The sequence below is a fragment of the Vreelandella boliviensis LC1 genome (assembly GCF_000236035.1).
GTDB lineage: Bacteria > Pseudomonadota > Gammaproteobacteria > Pseudomonadales > Halomonadaceae > Vreelandella > Vreelandella boliviensis.
The window spans coordinates 542,285-565,785 of record NZ_JH393257.1 but is presented as its reverse complement, the minus strand read 5'-3'; the positions used below and the strand labels follow the sequence as shown (position 1 = coordinate 565,785).

Here is a 23,501-nt window from a genome sequence, read left to right as displayed (position 1 = left end):
CGTACCCGAGGGTTGGCAACTAAGCCTTATGCGGAGCACTCATGCTTATCAAACTGATCCCTGAAATTGGCCACTTTGCTCTCATCATTGCGTTGCTTATGGCGATGGTGCAGGCAGTGATGCCGCTGGCCGGTGCGGCGACTAGACGACCTCTGTGGATGGCCTATGGCCAGCCCATGGCGGTGGGGCAGTTTGTGTTTATTGCCATTGCCTACGCCTGTTTGACCGCCAGCTATATGCTGGATGACTTTAGCGTGGCCAACGTGGCCAACAACTCCAACTCGCTGCTGCCCTGGTACTACAAGTTCAGCGCGGTGTGGGGCAACCACGAAGGTTCGGTGTTGCTATGGAGCTTTATGCTCGCGGGCTGGGGGTTTGCGGCCAGCCTATTCACCGGCAACCTGCCGCGGGATATGGTCGCGCGAGTAATGGGCGTGATGGGTATGGTCTGCGTCGGCTTCTTACTGTTTATTCTGATGACGTCGAACCCCTTCGAGCGGCTGCTGCCCGATATGCCCCAGGATGGCGCCGACCTTAACCCACTGCTGCAAGACTTCGGGCTAGTGGTGCACCCGCCGATGCTCTACATGGGCTATGTGGGCTTTTCAGTGGTCTTTGCGTTTGCTATTGCGGCCCTAATGGGCGGGCGTTTGGACGCGGCCTGGACACGCTGGGCAAGGCCCTGGACAAATATCGCCTGGGCGTTTCTGACCGTGGGTATCGCGTTAGGCAGTTGGTGGGCCTATTACGAGCTTGGCTGGGGTGGCTGGTGGTTCTGGGATCCAGTTGAAAACGCCTCGTTACTGCCCTGGTTGACGGGAACCGCGCTAGTGCATTCGCTGGCGGTCACCGAAAAACGCGGCTCGTTTAAAAGCTGGACCGTACTATTGGCGATCTCGACCTTTTCGCTATCGCTGATGGGTACTTTCCTGGTTCGCTCTGGGGTGCTGACCTCGGTGCATGCGTTTGCCAACGATCCTGCCCGCGGCTTTTTTATCCTGATGCTGCTGGCCATTACGGTAACGCTGTCGCTGCTGGTGTTTGCGCTACGCGCGCCGCGGGTGAGTCATAAAGTCGGTTTTAACTGGCTCTCCCGGGATGCGCTGCTGCTGGTCAATAATATCTTCCTGGTGATTATGACTGTCACCGTGCTGCTGGGCACCGTCTATCCGCTCATCTTGGACTCTCTGGGGTTGGGGAAAATCAGCGTGGGCCCTCCCTACTTTAATGCCCTGTTTGTACCGCTCACCGTGGTGATGTGTATTTTTATGGGGCTAGGCTCGGTAACGCGCTGGAAAAGCATGGCGGCGCGCGACCTGATCCGTAAACTGTGGCTGGCAGGCGTCGCTGCCCTGGTACTGGGCATATTGATGCCACTGCTGTATCGCGGAGAGTGGAACCTGTTTGTCTCCTTGGGCATTGTCTCGGCACTCTGGATTGTGCTGCCCATGGTGCGTGATGTGTTCGATAAAACTCGCCACGCCAGTTCGTTTGTGGCCGGGGTGCGCAAGCTCTCCCTGGCGTACTGGGGCATGGTGTTGGGGCACGTCGGCGTTGCGGTTACTATCGTCGGTGTTGCAGTAGTATCCAACTACAACATTGAGCGCAATGTGCGTATGTCGCCGGGCACCACGGTCGAAGTAGCCGGCTATCAGTTCACCATGACCGAGTTAACCGAGCGTCGCGGGGCTAACTTCCTGGCGGACACCGCCATTCTTCAAGTACAGCGAGGCGATTCAGGCCGCAGCTTTACCATGCGTCCCGAAAAGCGTCTTTACCTGGCCACCGGTATGCCGATGACACAGGTTGCCCTGCGCCCAGGCCTTTTCCGCGACCTCTATGTAGCCATGGGTGAAAACCTGGGCGATGGCAGCTGGGCGATGCGGGTGCAGTACAAGCCGTTCGTCCGCTGGCTATGGCTGGGAGGCCTGCTGATGGCTTTCGGCGGCGTGCTGGCGGTACTCGATAAACGCTATCGCCGCGCTGCGGTCACCCGTGAAGCATCGAGCTTAGCCAACAAGGGTGAGAGCGCGCGGGAGGCAACGGCATGAAGCGACGACTAATGCTATTACTGCTGCCCCTCTGTTTTTTAGGCCTGGCACTGTTCTTTTACCAGGGCCTTTCGCTGGATCCTTCCCAGCGCGATTCAGCGCTGATGGCGCGGGAGTTCCCGACCTTTGAAGCCTCCACGCTGCGTGATGAGAATCGACTCGTCGACCAAACGCTATTAGAGGGCGAGGTGACCCTGGTGAACGTATGGGGCGAGTGGTGCCCCGCTTGTAAGCAGGAGATGCCACAACTGCTGGAGCTGGCTGACCGCGGTATTCGCATGGTCGGGGTCAACTACCGCGATAGCCGCGAGAAAGGCATGCAGTTTCTCAGCGAATTTGGCGATCCGTTTGAAGTTAATATTTTTGATCCAGAGGGCGAGCTAGGCTTTGATCTCGGCGTTTATGGGGCTCCGGAAACCTTTCTGGTCGATGCCGACGGGGTGATCCGTTATCACCATAAAGGCTACGTATCACCGCAAGACGTACGCGAGCGAATTCTGCCGGAGGTGGAAAAATGGCGCTAATGCGAACGCTAGCAGCATTCGTGCTGTTGGCCATAGCGTTTGGTGCAGTGGCGGGCGGCATCGAGCTGCGTGAATTTGACGACCCGGTTACGGAGAAGCGTTATCACGATTTGACCGCCTCCATGCGCTGCCCGCTGTGTGAAAACCAAGCGATCAATGACTCCGACGCCCCTATTTCAGCCGATATGCGCGATCGCGTTTATCAACTGCTGCAAGATGGGCAGTCGGATATCGAAATCATTAATCACATGGTGCAGCGGTTTGGCGAATATATTCTCTACAACCCGCGTTTAGAGAGCCGCACCTATTTGCTGTGGGGCCTGCCCATCGCCCTGGTGTTGCTAGGCGCTATTGTGGTCGTACTGATGGTTCGCGCCCGCCGCAACGCCTCTGCTAAAGCGTTGAACGCCGAAGAACGTCAACGTATAGAAGCGCTGACTAACCGTAAGAGGTCTTCATGACGCTGCTCTGGATTGCAATTGCCGTTTTACTGCTCCCCGCGTTGTGGCTGTTGGTTTCGCCGCTAAGAAAGGCGCGTTCACTGCATGACCAGCAGCGCGATTTTGAAGCCAATGACAGCTCCGCCGAACAGAATGTGGCGATTTTTAAGCGCCGTTTGGCGTCACTGGAAGCGGCGCGGGAGCGTGGCGATATTGATACCGCCCGCTTTGAGGAAGACCGTCTTGAGCTTGAGCGCAGCCTGCTGGAAGATACCGCTTTTCGCGAGCGTCGGCCGCTCAAAACAGCCAGTGCCGGCCGTATTGTCGTGCCAGTGGTGATGGTTGCTGTGGTGGCCGTTAGCGTCATTTGGTATCAGCAAAAGGGCGCAGAGGGTGATCTGGTGCTATTGGCCGTGCAACAAGAAGTGCAAAACGATCCTGATGGGTCGCTTACGATGTATATCGAGCGCATGGAGGAGCAGGCCGAACGCCAGCCGGGCAACCCCAATGTATGGAGCTCGCTGTTTCCGCTCTACCGCGAAACCGGACAAATGCCCAAAGCCGTGGATGCCCTGGAGCGCCTGATCGACATTGAAGGGCGCATTCCGCCACTGCTCGCCCAGTTGGCGCAAATTCGTTTCTTTATGGCCGAGCGCGAGCTTACCGACGAGGTGCAGGCGCTAGTCGATGAAACCCTGGAGCAAGACCCTCGCCAGCCCACCGTGCTGGGCCTACTGGGAGTTAATGCCTTTGATAACGGCGATTACCAACAGGCCATTGATCACTGGCGCCGAGCGATTGCCAATATCGAAGATCCCAACACGGTTGCCTCGCTACGCGAGGGTATTCGCGTGGCTCAGGAACGCATGGGCATAGAACTTGAAATAGAACCTGAAGAGGCTGTTGCTGTGGGTAACGGCATTCGGGTTCGCGTTGGGTTAGACGAAGAGCTCGCTGGTCGCGTTGACGATAACGATACGGTGTTTATCACTGCCCGCGATATTGAGGGCGAGTTACCGCCCCTGGCTGTGGTGCGAACACAGGTATCAGAGCTGCCAATGACAGTGACGCTAGATGACAGCGCGGCGATGTCCCCCCAAGCGCAGATCTCCCAGGTGCGTGAAGCGCGCTTAATGGTGCGTGTTTCGCCCACCGGTCAAGCCGCGCCTCAGCCGGGGGATCTGTTTGGTGACCTTGAGAGCGTCAGCGTCGGGCCGATCGACGAAGGTGAAGCGGTTGAAGTGGTGATTAACCGTGTCTTTGAATAATCGCAACGGGAACGCCGCCTCGGTATGCGCTTAACGTCGATTCGCTTAGTCGGGTTTAAGTCCTTTGTGGATCCCGTCACGGTGCCCTTCGATGGCAATATGACCGCCATCGTGGGCCCCAACGGCTGCGGTAAATCCAACATTATTGACGCCGTGCGCTGGGTAATGGGGGAGTCCTCCGCTAAAACCCTGCGCGGCGAATCCATGGCCGACGTTATCTTTAACGGGTCCACTGGCCGTAAGCCGATTAGCCAGGCTTCCATAGAACTCAAGTTCGACAATCGCGACGGCGGCATGGGCGGCGTTTACGCCCAGTATGCAGAAATTGCCGTTAAGCGCTTAGTCACTCGCGACGGACTATCCAACTACTTCTTTAACGGTCAGAAATGCCGTCGCCGGGATATCGCCGACCTTTTTATGGGTACCGGCCTGGGCCCGCGCTCCTATGCGATTATCGGCCAGGGGATGATCTCGCGGCTGATCGAAGCCCGCCCCGACGACCTGCGCTCGACCCTTGAAGAGGCCGCGGGTATCTCTAAGTACAAAGAGCGCCGCCGGGAAACCGAGAACCGCATGCGGCGAACCCAGGAGAACCTGGATCGTCTTGACGATATTCGCGAAGAGCTAGATAAACAGCTAGAGCGTCTCAAACGTCAGGCTGAAGCCGCCAAGCGCTACCAAGACTTAAAGGAGCAGGAGTATCGGCTAAAAGGCGAGCTTGCACTATTGCGTGGGCGCACCTTGCGGGCGGAACAGTCCCACCAAGAGAGCCGCGTTCGCGAGTTGGAAATAGCCGTTGAAAAAGATGTCTTCGGCGTACGCCAGTGCGAAACCCGTCTGGAGCAAGCTCGCGAACAACACGACGAACTTTCTGAAGTGCTCGACCGCCACCAGCAGCAGTTCTTTGAAACCACCACGCGGGTTGCGCGTTTAGAGCAGGACCAGGCCCACGGGCTTAGCCGTGAAACTCAGTTGGCCAGTGATATCGCCACGGCGCGGCGCGAGTTAGGCGAGCAGCGCCGGGTCAGCGAAGGCGATCGGGCGCTTTTCCCCGCCATTGACGAGCGCTTTGACGACCTACTCCCCGAACACGAAGCGCTGGAGGAGCAGCTCGAGAGTCTAGAGCAGGCGCTGGCCGACGCGTCTCCCGCGCTGGAAGCCGCCGAGCAGCAGTGGGCCGATGCCGAAACCCGCTGGCGGGACGCCAGCCGCGATGCGGATCGCAGCCAAGATCAGTTGCGCGACCTTGAACAGCGTATCCAGCGCCTGCAGGCGGAAAATCAGCGCCGCCGCCAGCAGCGCAGCGAGGTAGCCGACCTCACCGCGCTACGCGAAGAGCACGCTGTGTGCCAGGCGCAGTTGACTGAAGCAGAGGAGTTGTCAGAAGGCTTTCAAACCCAGCGCGATCAATGGCAGCAGCGCTACGGCGATGCCAAAGCGGCCTACCAGCAGGCCACGCAGGCGCGGGACAATCAACGTGCTGAACTTAGCCAGCGTCAGGGTGAGTTGGCTTCACTTCAAGCGTTGATTGACGCCGCCCTGGTGGATCACGATCCTGCTATTGGTACGACCTTAGCAGCGCATGGCTTGGCGGATGCCCCCCAACTGGGTGAAGTGCTGCAGGTCGAGCCCGGCTGGGAAACGCTGGTTTCCTGGCTGCTCGCCCCCTGGCTCAATGCCCGCTTGGTGGATCGCCACCAATTGGCCGCTTTACCTGAGGCCTTAGCCACGGAGTGGCGGCTGATTGATCAGACACCGCCAGCCGCCTCAACGTCTGGCCAGCGATTAGACAGTTTAGTTAAAGGCGCCGGTGCGTTGGGCGAGTGGTTAGCAAGCATTCACTATACGCAAACGACAGAACAAGCGGAGGCGCAGGTAGCGCACCTCGCACCCGGCGAGAGCGTGGTCAGTCAGGATGGCGTTTGGCTGGGCCGTGGCTGGTTGAACCAGCAGGCCAACGGCGAAGGTATCGACGGGCTGCTATTGACGCGCCGCCGCTACGCCGAACTGACCGCCCAGCGAGAAAGTGAAGAAGAAGCGCTGGCGCTGGCCGAAGAGCGGTGTGAAGCGGCCAGTGAGAGTATTGAAACGCTGGAGCAGGCCCGTGAGCAGCAGGCCGAAATAGAGCGTGCCCATGCCGCCACCCTGCAGCAGCTGGCGGTAAAAGAGCGTAGCCTGGCCCAGCGCTTGGAACATCTGGAGAGTCGCGCCACTGAACTCGATGAAGAGCTTGCCCAGCTGCAAGAGGATGAAGCAGAGTTATCGCTTACCATCGACGAGCAGCGCGCCCGCTGGCATGTGGCGATGGAACAGCTTGAAAGCGCAGCACAAGCGCGGGAAACCAGCGCTGAGCAGCGCAACCGGCAGCGTGAAGCGCGTGACCAGTTGACTCAGCAACACGCCCCGCTCAAATCGCAGCAGCAGGCGTTGGCGTTGGAGCGCGAACGCTTGAGTGCCGAGCGCGATAGCCTGCGCTCACAGCAGGCGCGTTCAAATGACTCTGAAGAGCGTCTTTCGCTGCGTATTGCCGAGCTCGAAGAGTCGCGGGAGATGTTGATCGAGCCCGATGAACTGGCGGGAGAAGAGCTCGAAGAGCTGCTTCACCAGCGGGAGCAGCAGGAAGGGCGCTTGAATGCCACTAAACAGCAGGCTCAGGGGCTGGCAGAGCAGCTGCGCAATGATGAACTTGCCCGCCAACAGCACGAGCGCAACCTGGAACACAGCCGCGAGCAGTTACAGCAGCGGCGTATGGATGCCCAGGCGCTAGCGCTCAAAGCAGCCACCCAGGATGAGCAACTGGCGGAATTAGGCCATAACGTTGAAACGCTTGCCGAGCAACTGCCCCAGGAAGCGACGGAAACCCGCTGGCAGGAACTCTTGGAAAGCACGACGGATAAAATTCGCCGTTTGGGGGCGATCAACCTGGCCGCCATTGAGGAGTACGACCAGCAGGCCGAGCGGCGTAACTACCTGGAAGCGCAGCACGCCGAGCTGATTGAGGCGCTTGAAACCCTCGAACGAGCGATCAAACGCATTGACCAGGAAACCCGCGTGCGTTTCCGCGAAACCTTTGATCAGGTGAATAGCGGACTACAAACTCTTTTCCCACGCGTATTCGGCGGCGGTGCCGCCTGGCTAACGCTAACTGGTGATGATCTCTTGGAAACCGGCGTGGCGATTATGGCTCGCCCGCCGGGTAAAAAGAACAGCACCATTCATCTGCTTTCGGGCGGCGAAAAGGCGCTGACCGCGCTGTCGCTGGTATTTGCGATCTTTCAGCTTAACCCCGCGCCTTTCTGCATGCTGGATGAAGTGGATGCCCCCTTGGATGACGCCAACGTGGGGCGTTACGCTAGGTTGGTTAAAGAGATGTCTGAAAACGTTCAGTTTATCTATATCACCCACAACAAGATTGCCATGGAAGCCGCCGAGCGCTTAATGGGGGTCACCATGCAGGAGCCCGGCGTTTCGCGGTTAGTCTCGGTGGGTATTGAAGAAGCGGCGGCGTTGGTTGATTAACGCCACTGGCTGTTTCCTCCAGCAAAGTAGCGGAATTCTTCTGATTGAGCCCTGTGAAAATGTATTCGAGGTGCTAGTGTTTGTGGTGAGCACGTTGAGCGAGAAGGCGTTGAGCAAAGCAGGAGACATAAAAGCCAAGCGGATAATCTTTTGTTGGCTAAATGCGTAAAAAAATGTCCTAAAGCGTTCAACTTAACTATATTACACCTACTAATAGCGCGCTTGAGATGGTTAAACGGCCTATAGAGGTAATACGTACTGGTGGTGAGCCGGTTGTCAAAACAGCTTTTCTTGCTTCTAGGATTCCTTTATAAAGCTATTTATAGATATTTGATCTAATGATTGTGGCACTTTTGTTTGAAGTTAAGGTCAGATTTTTTTGGTTTAAACAGTGGTGAGATTTTGCCAACGCGTGAAAATCGCGTTAAATGCAGCAAAAATTGGCCATTTTCATAGTAATCGCGCTATGCTTGGTCTTATTGATAGCAGGTAATTATTCAATAGCCGTTACCCATTTCAGGCATGACTTTTAGACACCGTGCCTTAGCAACCGGTAAGACGACCATGGAACGTTCGACATGGAACTAAGAGAGTGGCTAATTATTTTAGGGCTAGCGTTGGTATCGCTCATCGTTATTGACGGTGCGCGGAGGCTTCAACGTCAGCGTCGTGTACCCCGTCTGGACCAGGCGGGGAATGACCTTTCTGGCAGTTCGCTAGATGATCCCGATGAGGCTGCTAAAGCCGCGGAGATCAATTGGGAACTTCCTAATGGCGGTGCTCGAGTTGTTAAGCCCGCTGACTATAGTGGCTTAGGTAATAAACCAAAGTTAGAGCGTCAAGAGCATCCTGGGCCTTCCAGGGTTCTTTCTGAGTTTAGACGTTCAGTCTCTGCTAAAGCGGCCAAGCGAAAATCAGATAAGGCAAATAAAGAAGATAAAGCCGCATCAATTGCGAATCCATCTCCAAGCGTAGCGGTTAAGCCCGACTTAGAGGTCAAGAGCGCGCAGCCAGTTACTTCTGCTGCAGCTACTGCTACAAGCTATGCTACCAACAATGCGAATGCGCCGACTGAACATGAGCGCCGCGAACCAAGTATCTCAATCGCCGACTCTCCGCAAACTGAGACGTCGCAGATCAATGCATCGGTGCCTCAGCAGTCTGAATCATATACCGAGCAGCCAGCGTGTTCTTCTGAAATGCCCAGTGCATCGGTAGCTGAAACTGACGTTGAAACCACTCAGCCTGCCGCTTCTGATGGCGTATCGCTTACTGCCAGTGAAACAGTTGCCAGTGAAACAGATAGAGAAATGGCGGCACAGCCACGCACTCAGCAAGAACATACGCCAGAACATGAGCCAGAGCCGGTACTGCGGGCTGAGCCAGAAGACGCCGTATTTGCTAAACATGCCAATGAACACTCGCCGAAACGGCGTCAGTTGCGCTCTGATACAGCGGGTGAATACGACGAGTTGGATGATGATGAAGTTGATGAGTATCGCTTAGTCGACTTTGAAGGCATGGGGCGCTCGCTGAAACGTCGTTTGATCGCGCGGCGTAAGGAAAAACAGCGTAAAAAAGCTGAGAAAGCGGTGCGTGATAAAGCCTTGGCCAAGCAGAAGGCAGAGCGCAAAGCGTTGGAAGCAGAGCAACGGCGCGAAGCTAAAGAAGCCGCGGATGCTGAGCGAGCGCGCATTGCTCAAGAGCAAGCCCAAGCTCGTGAAGAAGCAGCAGCGGCCAATGCGGCAGCCGCAGAAAGGCTTGCTGCTCAGCAGAGTGTTGCTGATGAAGAAGCGCGTAGCTACGAAAGCAATGAGTATGCAGCCCACGAAGATGGTTTTGAAGAAAGCTACGAGGCTAACGCTTATGACACTGCCGACGAGCGTGAGGTGAATGAGCGAGTTCGCGTACACCCTACGCTAGAAAAAGCCTTACGCCACGATGTGAGCGGTGAGCACGCCAAAGAAACGCTGACCAATGCTGAAGAAGTCGTGGTGATTAGTGTTCTCTCCAGAGACCCCGAAGGTTTCGACGGTACTAAACTGCTTGATCTGATGATGGTATGCGGTTTGCGTTACAGTAGCGCAATGGGCGTATTCCACCGCTTTGAAACCGAGAGCGACGATAGCGAACTGCAGTTCTCGATGGTTAATGTGGTCAAGCCGGGTACATTCCCCATCGAAGAGATGGGTGAGTTTATGACCCCTGGTATCACGCTGTTGATGCCGCTGCCTGGCGCCATTGATAGTGCCGCTGCCTTTGAGGCGATGGTAGAAACCGCCATGGTCGTGGTACGCCATATGGGCGGTGAGCTGAAAGACGAGAACCGCAGCGTGATGACCGCGCAAACAATCGAATTCGCCCGCCAACGGGTGCGTGAGTTTGAGCGCCGCCATAGGCTGCACCGTCAGATGCAAGCGCGCTAAACGTCGCCCACTAAACGCCGTCTGCTAAACACCGTCTGCTAAACACCGTCTGCAAAACACATAGAAACACTGGTTGCGTAACACCCGCCTTCTTGCCAGAAGGCGGGTGTTTCTGTTCAATACGCAGCACATTTTGCATGTTCAAATTTTTGCACCTTTGCTGCGAGTCTGGAACCCATTCAAATGAGTCAGTCTGATTCTCAACCGCTGGAAGAGATTACCCAACTGCGGGCCGCCCTGGACGAGGCCAACTACCGTTACTACGTGCTCGATGAACCGACGCTCACAGATGCCGACTACGATCGCAAATTTCAGCGCCTACAGCAGTTGGAGAGCGAACATCCAGAGCTGGTGACTACCGATTCGCCGACCCAGCGCGTTGGCGCCGCCCCCGCAGACGGCTTTCCCTCGGTGGCCCACGCGATCCCCATGTTGTCACTGGATAACGCCTTTAGCAGTGACGATATCCATGCCTTCGCCGAGCGGGTGGCCGAGCGCCTTGAATGCGCCGCAGACGACGTTGAGTTTACCTGCGAGCCGAAATTGGATGGCGCCGCCGTCTCGCTAGTTTACGAGCAGGGCGTACTGGTAAGCGGGGCAACTCGAGGCGATGGCCGCACCGGGGAAGGCATTACCTCAAACCTGCGCACATTGCGTTCAGTGCCGCTAAAGCTGATGGGCAAAAACGTACCCGCGCTGCTTGAAGTCCGCGGCGAGGTGATTATGCGCCACGCGGGCTTCGAGGCGCTGAACGAGCGTGCCCGGGAGGAGGGCAGCAAAGTGTTTGCCAACCCGCGTAACGCAGCGGCGGGCAGCCTGCGCCAGTTGGATCCACGCATTACCGCAAAACGCCCGCTAGAGTTCCACGCCTATCAGGCTGCGCGCTTGGAGCCGGATCTGGGCGATACGGCTCACAGCGACTTAATGGCGCGGTTATCCACACTAGGGTTTCGTGCCAGTTCAGAGCTGCAGATAGTCAAAGGCCCCCAGGCTGTTGCCGACTACTGCGAGCAGCTAGGCGAAAAGCGTGACGGCCTTGGCTTCGATATCGACGGCGTAGTAATCAAGGCCAACGACCTGCGCTACCAGCGAGAGCTTGGCTTTGTCGCCCGCGCGCCGCGCTGGGCGGTGGCATTCAAGTTCCCAGCCCAGGAAGAGGTCACTACCCTTAACGATGTGGAGTTCCAGGTCGGTCGCACCGGAGCGATTACTCCCGTGGCGCGTCTTGAGCCAGTCACCGTGGCCGGTGTGACGGTGTCTAACGCAACGCTGCACAACGCCGATGAGATTAAACGCCTGGACGTCATGATCGGCGATACAGTCTCGATTCGCCGAGCCGGTGATGTGATCCCCCAGGTGGTGAGCGTGCATACCGAGCTGCGCCCCGCAGATGCAAAGGTGATTGTTTTCCCCGAACACTGCCCGGTGTGTGGTTCGGATATCGAGCGCCTTGAAGGCGAAGCGGTAGCACGCTGTTCGGGCGGCCTTTACTGCGCGGCGCAGCGCAAAGAGGCACTCAAGCACTTCGCCAGCCGCAAAGCGCTGGATATTGACGGGCTGGGTGAAAAGTTGATCGTGCAGCTAGTCGACTTGGACTGGGTGGGAACCCCCGCGGCGCTGTTCCACCTAACCGTAGAGCAGCTAAAAAGCCTGCCGCGTATGGGAGAAAAGTCAGCCACCAACTTAGTCAACGCGCTTGAAACTGCTAAGTCGACCACCTTGGCATGCTTTATTTATGCCCTAGGCATTCGTGAAGTAGGCGAGGCCACGGCAGCCAATCTCGCCAATCACTTTGGCACCTTGGACGCCATTCAAGACGCAGAGCTGGAAGCGCTGGAGGCGGTTAACGATGTGGGCCCCATCGTGGCTGCCCATGTGCATACCTTCTTCCGTCAGCCCCACAATCAAGAAACCATCGCCGCGCTGATTGACGCGGGCATTACCTGGCAAGAGGCGGAAGTCACCCAGGGCCCCAAGCCGCTGGAAGGCCAGACCTGGGTTCTTACCGGCTCGCTTGAGAGTATGACCCGGGACGAAGGCAAGGCGCGCTTACAGGCGCTGGGTGCCAAGGTGGCGGGCAGCGTTTCGAAAAAAACCACCTGTTTGGTCGCTGGCGAAGCGGCGGGCAGTAAATTGACCAAAGCCGAACAGATGGGCGTGGACGTCGTCGACGAAGCCATCTTTATTGAACGTTTGGCAGCGTGGGAGCAACGCTAATGAGCCGTTTTATTGAAGTACCCGCCCGAATGCTGCCACCGGAGACCCTCAATGCCCTGCTGGAGGCGTTTGTAACCCGCCAGGGCTACGACACTACGGATACCACCGGCGAGGGCATGCACGGCTGGGTAGCCGAGCTGAAACAGCAGCTAGAGCGCAATGAGCTGATCATCGCCCATGACCTTGAGCTGGAAATGACCGAAGTGATGACTTTGGCGCGGTGGCGTTCATTTGGCCGCGATATCGCCGACGACGAGGAAGAGGGCGATATTTAGTGTCATCTTGCGAAAAGCCTCCCAATATGTCATGGCGAGGCGCCTCAATATTGTCATTGCGAGGAGCGCAGCGACGCGGCAATCTGGCAGGCAAACCCGAGATCGCCGCGCTTCGCTCGCGATGACAAGAACGCGTTGTGGCAAAGCGCCAGTCCAATATGTCATGGCGAGGTGCCCCAATATTGTCATTGCGAGGAGCGTAGCGACGCGGCAATCTTTGCGGGCATTAGCAGGCAAACCCGAGATCGCCGCGCTTCGCTCGCGATGACAAGAAGGTGTTGTGGCAAGGCGCCTCAATATTGTCATTGCGAGGAGCGCAGCGACGCGGCAATCTCAAGCTTGTCTATTATGCGTTCCCACCACGAATAATCGCACTAATAATCCGTCGCCCTGGGTGCAGGTGATCGACCAGTGGCGCTTCCAGCGGCATTGGCTCATCGCACATTCGTGAGGCAATCACTTCAGCGCATAGCGGCGCGCTGGCTAGCCCCCGCGAGCCGTGGGCCGTGGATATCCACAGGCCGGGGTAGTGTTCACCCGGCGTATCCGCCACCCGGGTAGCATCTTTGCTCAGCAGCGAGTAGTCCGCCCGCCACGCTTCTGCCACCGGCACCGGCCCTGCGTAAGGAGTTTTGTCGGGGCTTGCTGCCCGCACAGCGGCACGGCCCTTAAGGTATTCCGGCGTTAGCTTGATGCCTGCCTGTTCCAACTCCTCTACCAAGGCGGGCAGCGTCTGGCGCAGCTCATCGACATTACGCTGGTGGTCGTCGGCGGTGATTTCAGTCGTCGCGTTATTGGGCACAAAGCTGGCGCCAAAGGTCAGAACACCCTCCAGAGCAGGCGCCACATAGCCACCGGCGCACACCACTCGCTTAGGGCCGGCTACTTCATCGGGTAGTCGTAATTCACTAATCTGACCACGCACTGACTGCAGTGGCAGCGCCGCCGTTTGCGCGAAGCAGTTGGCCAAATGGGCGCTGGCAATCACCACCTGATCCGCCTCGACCGTGCTGCCATCGGCTAAGTTAAGGTGCCAGCCGTCATCTAACTGGGTCAGTGAGCTAACGTCGCCCTGTAGAAAAGTAATGCCTGGCTGCTGAAGTAAATGCTCACACAGCGCCTTGGGCCTTACCCAGCCCGCCTGTGGATAATAAAGCCCGTGAGGGGCGTCAATGGCCATGGCCGCCGTCTTGGATAGCGCCGGGTTTTCCATAGCGGTAACCACCTCGCCGGGCAGCGGGTGTTGTTGATTAAAGCGCTGCTGGCGGCGCGCCTCTTTATCGCTACTTGCCAACTGCACCACGCCGCAGGGCTGCCATAAGGGAGCTGTGGATAATGGCTGTGTGAATAGCTGCTGCGAAAGCCAGCGCTGGCTATATAGCAGCCCAGCGAGATAAACCCGGCTTTGATAGTTGGTCTCAGCGGCCAGCTTTACATACAGCGCACCCTGGCGATTGCCTGAACCACCCGCGCCGGGGGCTTCGCGCTCTACTACGGTTACCTTAATCCCCCGCCGGGCCAGCGCCGCCGCCATGCTGCTTCCCGCTAGCCCGGCGCCGACGACGACAACGTGCTTCACTGAAGCTAAAGGGGGCGGCGTAAACCATGGCGTTGATTGGCGGCGCTGATCCGCTGGCGGCGTTTCGATACTGCCTACCAGCATCTCCCGCTTGCGGCCATAGCCCGGTACTTTCTTCCAGTTAAAACCTGCCGCTTTCAAGCCCCGCTTAACGATGCCTGCGCAGGTAAACGTGGCGAACGTTGCACCGGGGCGTGAACGGGCGGCCATGGCGTTAAACAGTTCCGGCTGCCACATGTCGGGGTTTTTAGACGGCGCAAAGCCGTCTAAAAACCAAGCGTCGACCTGACCGTCTAACTGTTCCAGGCGTTCAGTGGTGTCGCCGAAATGTAGATCCAGGGTGACGCGCTCGGTTAAGTGCAGACGGTGAATGCCGCTAACGGCGGCGGGCCACTGGGCACAGAGTGCCTGTGCATAAAGGGCGAGTGAGGGCCAGCTCGCTAGCGCTTGTTCAAGGGCGCCAAGCTCAAGGGGAAACTTCTCTGTGGATAACAGATGCAGCCGTGCAGAAGGCGGGGCATGTTGCTCGAAACAGGCCCAGGCGCAGAGCATATTAAGGCCGGTACCAAAGCCGGTTTCACCAATCACAAAGGGCCGCGGGGCCTCCCAGGCGGCGAAGCGCTCGGGAAGCTGGTTGGCGCCAAGAAACACATGCTCGGTTTCGGCGCGCCCATCGCCACGGGTGAAATAGATATCATCAAACGCTGTTGCGTGGGGGGCTCCCTCGTTCCAGGTAAGCGTTGGCGTGGTTAATGCCGCCAGCGGTGGCAAAGCGTTTGAATGTTGGGTCACGCGGGTATCCGTATTGATGAACAGGTGGTTAAAAAATGATCAATTTGTCGGCGCTGGCGTTATCTCTGGCTTAGCGCAAAGCGTCCGCCGGGTTTGCACAGAGTTTTCCACAGGCTCTGTGTAAAAGCATACGGATCCTCCACACTCGCCTACTGAGGTCAAGGCAAAACTTTCTTGAACGGCTTAACAATAACCTTGGCATACACCCCCGCGATCATGTAAGGGTCAGCATCGGCCCACGCCTTGGCGTCTTCCAGGCTGGCAAATTCCGCTACGACCAAGCTACCGGAAAAGCCTGCATCACCGGGGTTTTCAGCGTCGATGGTGGGGTGAGGGCCAGCCAGTACCAGGCGGCCTTCATCGCGTAGCGCTTCCAGGCGCGCTAAATGGTCGGGCCGAGCAGACAGGCGACGCTCTAAGCTATTGGGCACATCTTCACTCATAATGGCATACAGCATGTGGGGTTAACTCCTTGATTAAAAGAGGATGCATCGTGACCGCTAATTGACCGCACTGGCATAAGCGCGCACCATATCTTACCCATTGCGAAGGCTTTATTCACAGCTGAAAAACGCATTCTGACAAACTGGCCACACGGCGTCATGCTTATGCCTCGACTTCCCACTACTTTTGATGCCGATCAGCGCTACCCAGTTGATTTGCACATGCACTCCACCGCTTCCGATGGCGCGCTATCGCCCACCGAACTGGTGACACTGTGCTTTGAGCGCGGGCTGACGCACATGTCGCTCACCGACCACGATACCATGGACGGCATTGAAGAAGCGGGTCGCGCGGCGGAGCAAGCAGGGCTGTGCCTTATCCCCGGCTGTGAGTTATCCACACGCTGGCAGGGGGTCAATATCCATGTGGTGGCGCTAATGCCCGGCGGCCTGCAGGGAGCAATGGTAGAAGGCCTGATTCAGCAGCGTGAAGCGCGCATTCAGCGCGCAGCCGTGATCGCTGAAAGACTGGAAAAAGTCGGTTTATCCAACGCGCTGGAAAAAGCGCGCCTGCACGCAGGCAGCGACCGCCCATTGGGCCGCCCGGACTTTGCCCGCGCGCTGGTAGAGGAAGGTGTGGTGCCTGATTGGGCCAGTGCTTTTAAGCGCTATTTGGGCAGTGGAAAAAAGGGCGATGTTAAAGCCCACTGGCCGGAAATCAGCGAAGCGGTGGGCTGGATTGTCGACTCCGGCGGTGTAGCCGTGATTGCCCATCCCCTGCGCCACGGCTTAACCCGGCGCAAACGTGGCCTGTTGATGGACACCTTCCAGGCGGCGGGCGGACAGGCGGTGGAGCTGGTAAGCGGCCAGCAGAACCCGGACAGCACCCGCGACTTGGCGCGTCAGCTAGTGGAGCGCGAACTGTACGCTTCCATGGGCAGTGATTTTCACTTTCCCGGCAGCCACGCGGCCCCCGGCAGTATGAGCCTGGTGCCGCGCACGGCGGCGCCCCCCATATGGCAGCACCCACGTCTGGTGCACCTGCGCGATGCGCCCGCTGGAATGCTAGCGGCAGGGGAACCCGCTTAGCGTTTACGCTATGTTTTAGAAGTGCAGTGATAAGAGTGCGGTTATACGAATACGTTTATATGAGTACGGTTATACGAGTGCGGTACAAGAACAGCCTACGGATAGGAGTTAGCAATGAGCCAATACTTTCAGATTCACCCGGAGAACCCCCAAAAACGCTTGATTGATCAGGCGATTGCCATCATTCGTAAAGGCGGTGTGGTGGCCTACCCGACGGATTCGGGCTATGCGCTCGGCTGCCACCTGGGCGAGAAGAAAGCTATCGAGAAGATCAAGTGGCTGCGTTCACTGGACGATAAACACAACTTCACCCTGGTGTGTTCCGACCTCTCGGAAATCGGTACCTACGCCAAGGTGGATAACGATGTGTTCCGGCTGCTGAAAGCCCACACGCCTGGGCCTTACACCTATATTCTGGATGCCACATCCGAAGTGCCGCGCCTGCTGCTGCACCCCAAGCGCCGTTCCATTGGTGTACGCGTGCCGGATCACCGCATTACTCACGCGCTGCTGGCGGCATTGGGTGAACCGTTGATGAGCGTCACGCTGATTCCGGTAGGCGATGACCTGCCCATGAACGACCCGGAAGAGATCCGCGAGCGCTTTGGCGCCCACCTAGACGCCATTATCGACGGCGGTGCCTGCCATTTAGACCCCACTAGCGTTATTGACCTGCGCGAGCTGCCGCCGAAAATCATCCGTGAAGGGCGCGGCGACATTTCCCCTTTCGTCGGCTAAAAGCACTTTTTTAAGGCTAATTTTAAGGCAAATCCTTGGCTTGTAGGCATATAGGGCCGGGATTTGCTCTTTTTTATCGTTATTTGAATGTTCAATGAAAATAAAATATGATCCTTATGCTTATTTTTGATAATAAATCGTGATCCTTTAAGGCGAGGAGTCGCCTCGTCTTCTTGAGATCGCCCATCCCAGGAGATCATTTAATGACGATACCTTTCACCTCTCGCCTCTGCACCCTTGCTGCGTTAGCCAGCCTGACCGCTTTACCGCTGACCAGCCACGCAGATAGCGATGATGCAGAACTGTGTGCCCAGCAAGCCTATGCGATGGGCCTGCGCTATCAGCAGCAGTCTGCAGAAGCGGCCGCCTTGCAGCGCCAGGGATTTGCCCTCGCCACCTACCGGCTTGAGGATCAGATCGAGGCGCATGGTGGCAGCGACGGCTTGGCTATCATTACCGACCTGGATGAAACGGTGCTGGATAATAGCGCGCTGCTGGTTCGCGATATGCAGGCGTGCCACGACTACACCACCTGGGACACCTGGAAGCATTGGGAGCGTGAAGGCGAACCGCGTTTAATGCCGGGTGCCAAAGCGTTTCTGGATTTCGCGGACGAGCAGGGCGTAGCCATTTTTTACGTCTCCGACCGCTACCAGGAGAACGAAGTCGATACCATCGCCACGCTAGAAACGTTAGAACTGCCCCAGGTTTCTGAACAGAGCGTGATGCTATTAGGGCCTGCCAAGGCGGAGCGCCGTGCCGAGGTGGTTGATAACCACACCATGGTAATGCAGCTAGGCGACTCGCTACACGATTTTGCGGGTGACTTCGCCGGTGCCGATCTGGAGCAGCAGCACGAGCTGGTTGAGGAGAATGCCGAGCGGTTTGGTAACGACTGGATTGTATTCCCCAACGCTACCTATGGCGCTTGGAGCGATGCCGAGCTAGACGCCTGGGACGCCCCCCACGAAGTGGAGTGATCGGTTAGATAACCACTCCATCCCTCACTAAATGAACGCTGCGCGCCCCAGGTTAGGCTATTGAGTTTTTGTTTCTAAGCAACTTAGTCTAGCTGTCCTGGGGCGCGTTTTTGTCTGCGTCTCCCACGCCGCTACTTTTTTGAGCTTCATCTTTTTTGTCGTCGTCTTTCGTGCGCGGGTCTTCGCTGTCTTCATCAAGCCAGGTACCGCAGCGCAGGCAGTAGTGGGCACGCTTCTCATGGCGGTCGTGCCCGCAGCCGGGGCAGGCTTCCTCTGAGTAGCGATCCTCACGAATCGAGCGAATTACCTGGGCGGAGAAAACCCCGGTGGGCACGGCGATAATCGAGTAGCCCAGCAGCATCAGCACCATGGTGATCGCTTTGCCCAGGGCGGTGGCGGGAACAATGTCGCCGTAGCCGACCGTGGTCATGCTGACAATGGCCCAGTACATCGACATGGGAATACTGGTAAAGCCCGCCTCGGGAGATTCAATGGTGTACATCAACGCCGCAAACAGCGTCACCACCATAAAAATAGAGAAGAAAAACAGCAGAATTTGTCGCAGGCTGCGTTTGAGGGCATCTATTAACAGACCTGCTTCACCGACAAACTCCATCAAGCGCAAAATACGGAAGATACGCAGCACGCGCAGGATGCGCACAATCACCAACCCATGGGCGCCGGGTACCAGCAGCACCAGCCAGGTAGGCAGAATCGCGATTAAATCGACGATGCCGTAAAAGCTTTTTAGATAGAGTAACGGGCGCTCCAGGCAGTAGATGCGCACAATCAGCTCAAGGCTAAACAGCAGGGTAAGAATCCATTCAACGTAAAAAAACAGCGCCCCGTAGTGCTCCGCATAGCGCTCTACGCTACCCAGCAGGATAACCCCGACGCTGATGAGAATGGCCACGATCAAGGCGATATCAAACGCCTTAGCGCCCGGCGTGTCGGATTCGAAGATGATGTGGAACAGCCGCGCGCGCAGGCCTTCTCCGCCAGGGGTTAAGTGTAAATTCATCGCATCATCCTGAAGTGAGCCTCAATGCCGCTCTATAGAGCCTTAAACCGCTAGCGTAGCGCGGTTTGGTGCGCCAGGCGATGGGCGAGTGCTAACGCCGCTTTACCGTAGGCCGTATTGGGCTGGCCGTGCGCGTCGAGTGCGCTGGGAAGCGCCTGGGCATAGCCACGTTCAGCGGCATCCAGTTCAGGGTGATCGGCGAGGGTGGTCAATGCCTGCTGGGCATCGCTTAGAAAGCTGGCCTGCTGGCTGTCGTGGTAGGCGTCCAGCGCCAGGGTGGCGCGGTGCAGCCATTCCGCTGGGGAGTGCGCTTGCGGCAGCGGCCAGCGTTGCTCGCTCAACGCATTACCCCGGGCCGCCTTACTGCTGTCCGAAGGCCGCAGCGCTACCTGTTCGGCAAGGGTCAATGCCAGTGCCCACAGCGCTTCCGGGTCGCCGCCTTTTAATTCGAGTTCTGCTTCGCGAATCGGCGTGCGGTAGTCACCGCTAATAATCTCGCCCTCATCCACTACCAGCTCAATATGACTCACCTGGCCTTGTGCGCCCTCTTTTAGCTGCCAGCTACGTCGTGTGAAATCGGTGCTGAGTTGGGGGGCGAGTGCGTCGAGCACACCGCTAAGCTCACCTTGAAAAGGGGGGAGTTCGGCAAGCGCCGCTAAATCTAACCCAGGCCCCGCAATCTGCCACTCCCACTCTTGGCGTTGCGAGAGCCCGCCGCCACCCTGGCCTGCGGTTTTTACCGTTTGTAGCACCTGGCCATCTACCTGGCGCAGGCGCAACGCAATGCGTGCCTTGGCCAAATCGCCCTGAGGGGTATCAAAGTAGGTGTTGGTCAATAATTGTTGAAGCGCTGGTTGCGAAGCGAGGTGGGAGTGTTTGGCAAGCGCTTCAGGCCCGGTCGGGGCAAGTGCTAGTTTCAGTTCTACTTCTATGGGTGTTGGTGTTTCCATGACGCTCGCCACCTCGTTATAGTGAAATTTAGATGAATATTTGATTACATTTATGAACTTTTCATGACGGCGGCGGGCGCACTCTTTATACTGGCGCCGCCATTTCCCGGCTCCCCGAAAATAGGCTTAAAGGCACTATGGTTACCTCCAATCCTTTTTCTTCGATGTTTGGCCGCTCGCCATTCCAGCCGCTGTTGGCCCATATAGTCAAGGCGAATGAGTGCGCCGATCAACTGTTGCCGTTTTTTGAAGCAACCCTTGCTAACGACTGGGACAAAGCGGAAGAACTGCGCGAAAACGTCACCCGTTTAGAGCATGACGCCGATACGCTGAAAACCGAGCTGCGGTTGAACCTGCCCAACACCATGTTCCTGCCCGTCTCACGTTCTGACCTGCTCGACTTGATCAGCGTGCAGGACAAAATCGCCAATAAGGTGCGCGACATTACCGGCATTATGCTGGGGCGTAAAATGTGCGTGCCGGATGAACTGGCCGAACCGATGCGTGACTACATCCGAACCAGCGTTGCCTGCGTAGCTCAAGCGCGTCAAGCATTGGAAGAGCTCAAGGATTTGCTGGAGTCCGGCTTTGGCAAAAACGTCTCTGATGTGATGCAGAAGATGATCCGTGAACTACACACCCTTGAGCACCAAGCCGACGATCAACAGGTGACCATTCGTCGCCAGCTGTTCGCGCTTGAGAGCCAGCTACCGCCTGTAGATGTGATCTTTCTCTACAAGATCATTGATTGGGTAGGTGAGTTATCCGACCGCGCTGAGCGTGTGGGTAGCCGTCTGCAGATCCTGACTGCCCGCTAAGGGGACCCTCATGCTGATTATTGCCCAGTACGGTGAAATCTTCATTATTCTGGCCTGTTTATTCGGCTTCTTTATGGCCTGGGGCGTTGGTGCAAACGATGTAGCTAATGCCATGGGAACCTCGGTGGGGTCGAAAGCGATCACCATCAAGCAAGCGATCATTATCGCCGTTATTTTTGAGTTTCTCGGCGCCTGGTTGGCCGGTGGCGAGGTAACCGCAACGATTCGCGGGGGCATGCTTGATCCCGTTTTGTTGGCGGATAATCCGCACCTACTGGTTTACGGAATGCTCTCCGCGTTATTAGCTGCTGCCATTTGGCTGATGGTAGCTTCTGCGCGTGGCTGGCCTGTTTCAACCACCCACTCAATTGTCGGTGCTATCGTCGGTTTTGGCGCTGTGGGCCTAGGCATGGAGGCAGTGGCGTGGGGCAAGGTAGGTCAGATAGCGTCTAGCTGGATTATTTCGCCGCTGCTTGCCGGTACAATTGGTTTCGTGTTGTTCAAATCTGTTCACCACCTGATTTTTGAAAACAACGACCCCTTTGCCGCTGCCAAGCGCTACGTACCTGGCTATATCTTCCTGGTCGGCTTTATTGTCTCTATGGTCACGCTGACCAAAGGGTTATCCCACGTAGGCTTGGATCTCAGCTTTGGGCAGAGCCTACTACTCTCCATTTTGATTGGTTTTATTATCATGGCGCTGGGTGTTGTTATGCAGCGTCGGGTTAAATACGTGCAGAACGACAGCGACCACTTCGGCTATGCCAACGTTGAGCGCGTGTTCGGCGTGCTAATGATCTTTACTGCCTGTGCCATGGCGTTTGCCCACGGTTCTAACGATGTGGCGAATGCGGTGGGCCCGCTGGCGGCAGTGATTAGCGTTGTACGCAGCGAAGGCGTCATCGACAGTGCCGCGCTGGTGCCCTGGTGGGTGCTGGTGCTGGGTGGCGCGGGCATCGTCGTTGGCCTTGTCACTTACGGCCATAAAGTGATTGCCACCGTAGGTACGGGTATCACTGAACTGACGCCCAGCCGTGGTTTTGCGGCCACTTTGGCAGCGGCGACCACGGTGGTATTGGCCTCGGGTACCGGCCTGCCAATCTCCACTACACATACGCTGGTGGGGGCTATTTTAGGTGTCGGCCTAGCGCGCGGTATGGCAGCACTTAACCTACGGGTTATTGGCACCATCGTGATGTCCTGGCTGATTACGTTGCCCGCTGGAGCAGGTCTCGCGATTCTGTTTTTCTTCATGCTCAAAGGTATGTTCGGCTCATAAACAAGCCAGTAATAGTGCAGTACGCAAAGGCTCGAACGCGCCTAGAACTCTTTAAGTGGTAAAAATGACAGCGGCATCTTCATGTTTTTCTGCATTAGATTGAGCAGATTTGCATCAGAAGGTGCCGCTGTTTTTCTTGCTCTGGTAAAGTATCTTAATTGAGCATGCTAAACGCCTGATTTTTCTTTCACCTGCTGCCGGAGAGCGGCCCTTGGATAAGCGCTTCCCCTTTGTTGATTGGTTTCGTAACGCTTCCCCCTATATTAATGCGCACCGGGGGCGAACCTTTGTCATCTTAATTGAGGGCGAAGCGATGGCGTCTGGGCGAGGGGAGCAGCTTATTCAGGATCTGGCACTGCTGCATACCCTGGGCGTTCGCCTGGTGGTGGTGTTCGGCATTCGCCCCCAGGTGCACGAAGCGCTTACCGCTGCCGGTGTCGAACCCACGCGTATCGATGGCCGCTGGGTGGCCGACCGTGCGGTAATGGCCCATGTAGAACAGGTTGCCGCCCGCCAGCGGTTGTGGCTGGAAGCCCGGCTCTCCCTTGGCCTGCCCAGCACGCCACTGCACGGCGTAGAGCTCAGCGTTATTTCTGGCAATTTGGTCACCGCCAAGCCGCTCGGCGTGCGCGAAGGGGTGGATTTCGACCACAGTGGCGAAGTGCGCCGGGTGCGGGCCAGCGCCATTGAAGGCCTGTTGGAAAAAGGCTCATTGGTGCTGCTGCCGCCGCTGGGGTTCTCCAGCACCGGCGAGGTGTTTGACCTGGACGCCTCCGAAGTGGCCCAACACGCCGCCGTGGCGCTAAAAGCTGACAAGCTGATTCTGCTCGGCGAGTCGGAAGGTCTTGAGGATGAGCACGGCGCGTTGCTACGTCAGCTCTCCCCAGCGGAAGCCGAGCCACGTTTAACCAACGCCGCACCGGGCAGCGAGTTAGCCCGCCACTTACAGGCCGCTTGCACCGCTGCCCGTGAAGGCGTGGCACGCACGCATCTGCTCTCCTGGCGTAACCACGATGCATTGCTGGGTGAACTGTTCACCCGTGACGGTGTGGGCACCATGATTACCCAGCACCGTTACGAACAGCTGCGCCC

18 protein-coding genes are annotated in these 23,501 nt (G+C 57.2%); 14 read left to right on the top strand and 4 right to left on the bottom strand.

Going from position 1 to position 23,501, the window contains the following annotated elements:
• Window positions 1-41: 41 nt before the first annotated feature.
• The 8 genes from KUC_RS02385 to KUC_RS02350 all read left to right on the top strand — a co-directional run bounded on the left by KUC_RS02385 (window position 42) and on the right by KUC_RS02350 (window position 12,720).
• Entirely contained in the window at window positions 42-2,051 is a 2,010-nt protein-coding gene (locus KUC_RS02385) for a heme lyase CcmF/NrfE family subunit (protein ID WP_007111489.1), read from the top strand.
• A complete protein-coding gene (locus tag KUC_RS02380) occupies window positions 2,048-2,575 on the top strand; it encodes a DsbE family thiol:disulfide interchange protein (RefSeq protein WP_007111488.1) in 528 nt (175 codons plus the stop codon). Before KUC_RS02385 ends, KUC_RS02380 begins: the two co-directional genes overlap by 4 nt.
• The gene (locus tag KUC_RS02375) at window positions 2,566-3,036 is read left to right on the top strand and encodes a cytochrome c-type biogenesis protein (protein WP_007111487.1); all 471 of its coding nucleotides are present in this window, start codon (window positions 2,566-2,568) and stop codon (window positions 3,034-3,036) included. Before KUC_RS02380 ends, KUC_RS02375 begins: the two co-directional genes overlap by 10 nt.
• Window positions 3,033-4,283, top strand: coding sequence for a c-type cytochrome biogenesis protein CcmI (ccmI, locus tag KUC_RS02370; RefSeq protein WP_007111486.1), 1,251 nt, complete (start codon window positions 3,033-3,035; stop codon window positions 4,281-4,283). Before KUC_RS02375 ends, ccmI begins: the two co-directional genes overlap by 4 nt.
• A gap of 24 nt (window positions 4,284-4,307) precedes the next feature.
• Entirely contained in the window at window positions 4,308-7,802 is a 3,495-nt protein-coding gene (gene smc, locus KUC_RS02365) for a chromosome segregation protein SMC (RefSeq protein WP_007111485.1), read from the top strand.
• Between the two features lie 578 nt (window positions 7,803-8,380).
• Window positions 8,381-10,228 carry a cell division protein ZipA gene (zipA, locus tag KUC_RS02360; RefSeq protein WP_007111484.1) on the top strand — a complete coding sequence of 616 codons (1,848 nt, stop codon included), beginning with the start codon at window positions 8,381-8,383 and terminating at the stop codon, window positions 10,226-10,228.
• Window positions 10,229-10,411: 183 nt separating this feature from the next.
• Window positions 10,412-12,445 carry an NAD-dependent DNA ligase LigA gene (gene ligA / locus KUC_RS02355; RefSeq protein WP_007111483.1) on the top strand — a complete coding sequence of 678 codons (2,034 nt, stop codon included), beginning with the start codon at window positions 10,412-10,414 and terminating at the stop codon, window positions 12,443-12,445.
• Window positions 12,445-12,720, top strand: coding sequence for a YheU family protein (locus KUC_RS02350; protein WP_040479294.1), 276 nt, complete (start codon window positions 12,445-12,447; stop codon window positions 12,718-12,720). Before ligA ends, KUC_RS02350 begins: the two co-directional genes overlap by 1 nt.
• 346 nt (window positions 12,721-13,066) lie before the next feature.
• On the opposite strand, the gene mnmC is transcribed toward KUC_RS02350, so the two are convergent.
• Together mnmC and KUC_RS02340 are read right to left on the bottom strand one after the other, a co-directional pair.
• Window positions 13,067-15,091, bottom strand: a complete 2,025-nt coding sequence (mnmC, locus tag KUC_RS02345; protein WP_007111481.1) for a bifunctional tRNA (5-methylaminomethyl-2-thiouridine)(34)-methyltransferase MnmC2/FAD-dependent 5-carboxymethylaminomethyl-2-thiouridine(34) oxidoreductase MnmC1 — start codon at window positions 15,089-15,091, stop codon at window positions 13,067-13,069.
• A 158-nt stretch (window positions 15,092-15,249) separates the two neighbouring features.
• The gene (locus tag KUC_RS02340; protein WP_007111480.1) at window positions 15,250-15,549 is read right to left on the bottom strand and encodes a YciI family protein; all 300 of its coding nucleotides are present in this window, start codon (window positions 15,547-15,549) and stop codon (window positions 15,250-15,252) included.
• A 144-nt stretch (window positions 15,550-15,693) separates the two neighbouring features.
• Here KUC_RS02340 and KUC_RS02335 point away from each other — a divergent pair, with 144 nt between their 5' ends.
• From KUC_RS02335 to KUC_RS02325, 3 genes are all read left to right on the top strand, one after another.
• Window positions 15,694-16,623 (top strand): PHP domain-containing protein, encoded by a 930-nt coding sequence (locus KUC_RS02335; protein ID WP_007111479.1) that lies wholly within the window; start codon window positions 15,694-15,696, stop codon window positions 16,621-16,623.
• Between the two features lie 114 nt (window positions 16,624-16,737).
• Window positions 16,738-17,361 (top strand): L-threonylcarbamoyladenylate synthase, encoded by a 624-nt coding sequence (locus KUC_RS02330; protein ID WP_007111478.1) that lies wholly within the window; start codon window positions 16,738-16,740, stop codon window positions 17,359-17,361.
• 203 nt (window positions 17,362-17,564) lie between these two features.
• Complete coding sequence (locus KUC_RS02325) at window positions 17,565-18,341, top strand: HAD family acid phosphatase (RefSeq protein ID WP_007111477.1); 777 nt, start codon at window positions 17,565-17,567, stop codon at window positions 18,339-18,341.
• 88 nt (window positions 18,342-18,429) lie between these two features.
• Here KUC_RS02325 and KUC_RS02320 read toward each other — a convergent pair whose 3' ends face one another.
• Window positions 18,430-19,362 (bottom strand): ion transporter, encoded by a 933-nt coding sequence (locus tag KUC_RS02320; RefSeq protein WP_007111476.1) that lies wholly within the window; start codon window positions 19,360-19,362, stop codon window positions 18,430-18,432.
• Between the two features lie 50 nt (window positions 19,363-19,412).
• Window positions 19,413-20,312, bottom strand: a complete 900-nt coding sequence (locus KUC_RS02315; RefSeq protein ID WP_007111475.1) for a CYTH domain-containing protein — start codon at window positions 20,310-20,312, stop codon at window positions 19,413-19,415.
• A 137-nt stretch (window positions 20,313-20,449) separates the two neighbouring features.
• On the opposite strand from KUC_RS02315, the gene KUC_RS02310 reads away from it, so the two are divergent.
• From KUC_RS02310 to argA, 3 genes are all read left to right on the top strand, one after another.
• Window positions 20,450-21,130: a TIGR00153 family protein gene (locus KUC_RS02310; RefSeq protein ID WP_007111474.1), complete on the top strand. Its 681-nt coding sequence runs from the start codon at window positions 20,450-20,452 to the stop codon at window positions 21,128-21,130.
• 10 nt (window positions 21,131-21,140) lie between these two features.
• Entirely contained in the window at window positions 21,141-22,409 is a 1,269-nt protein-coding gene (locus KUC_RS02305) for an inorganic phosphate transporter (protein WP_007111473.1), read from the top strand.
• A gap of 211 nt (window positions 22,410-22,620) precedes the next feature.
• On the top strand, window positions 22,621-23,501 hold an 881-nt coding region (gene argA / locus KUC_RS02300), incomplete at its 3' end, for an amino-acid N-acetyltransferase (protein ID WP_244264722.1).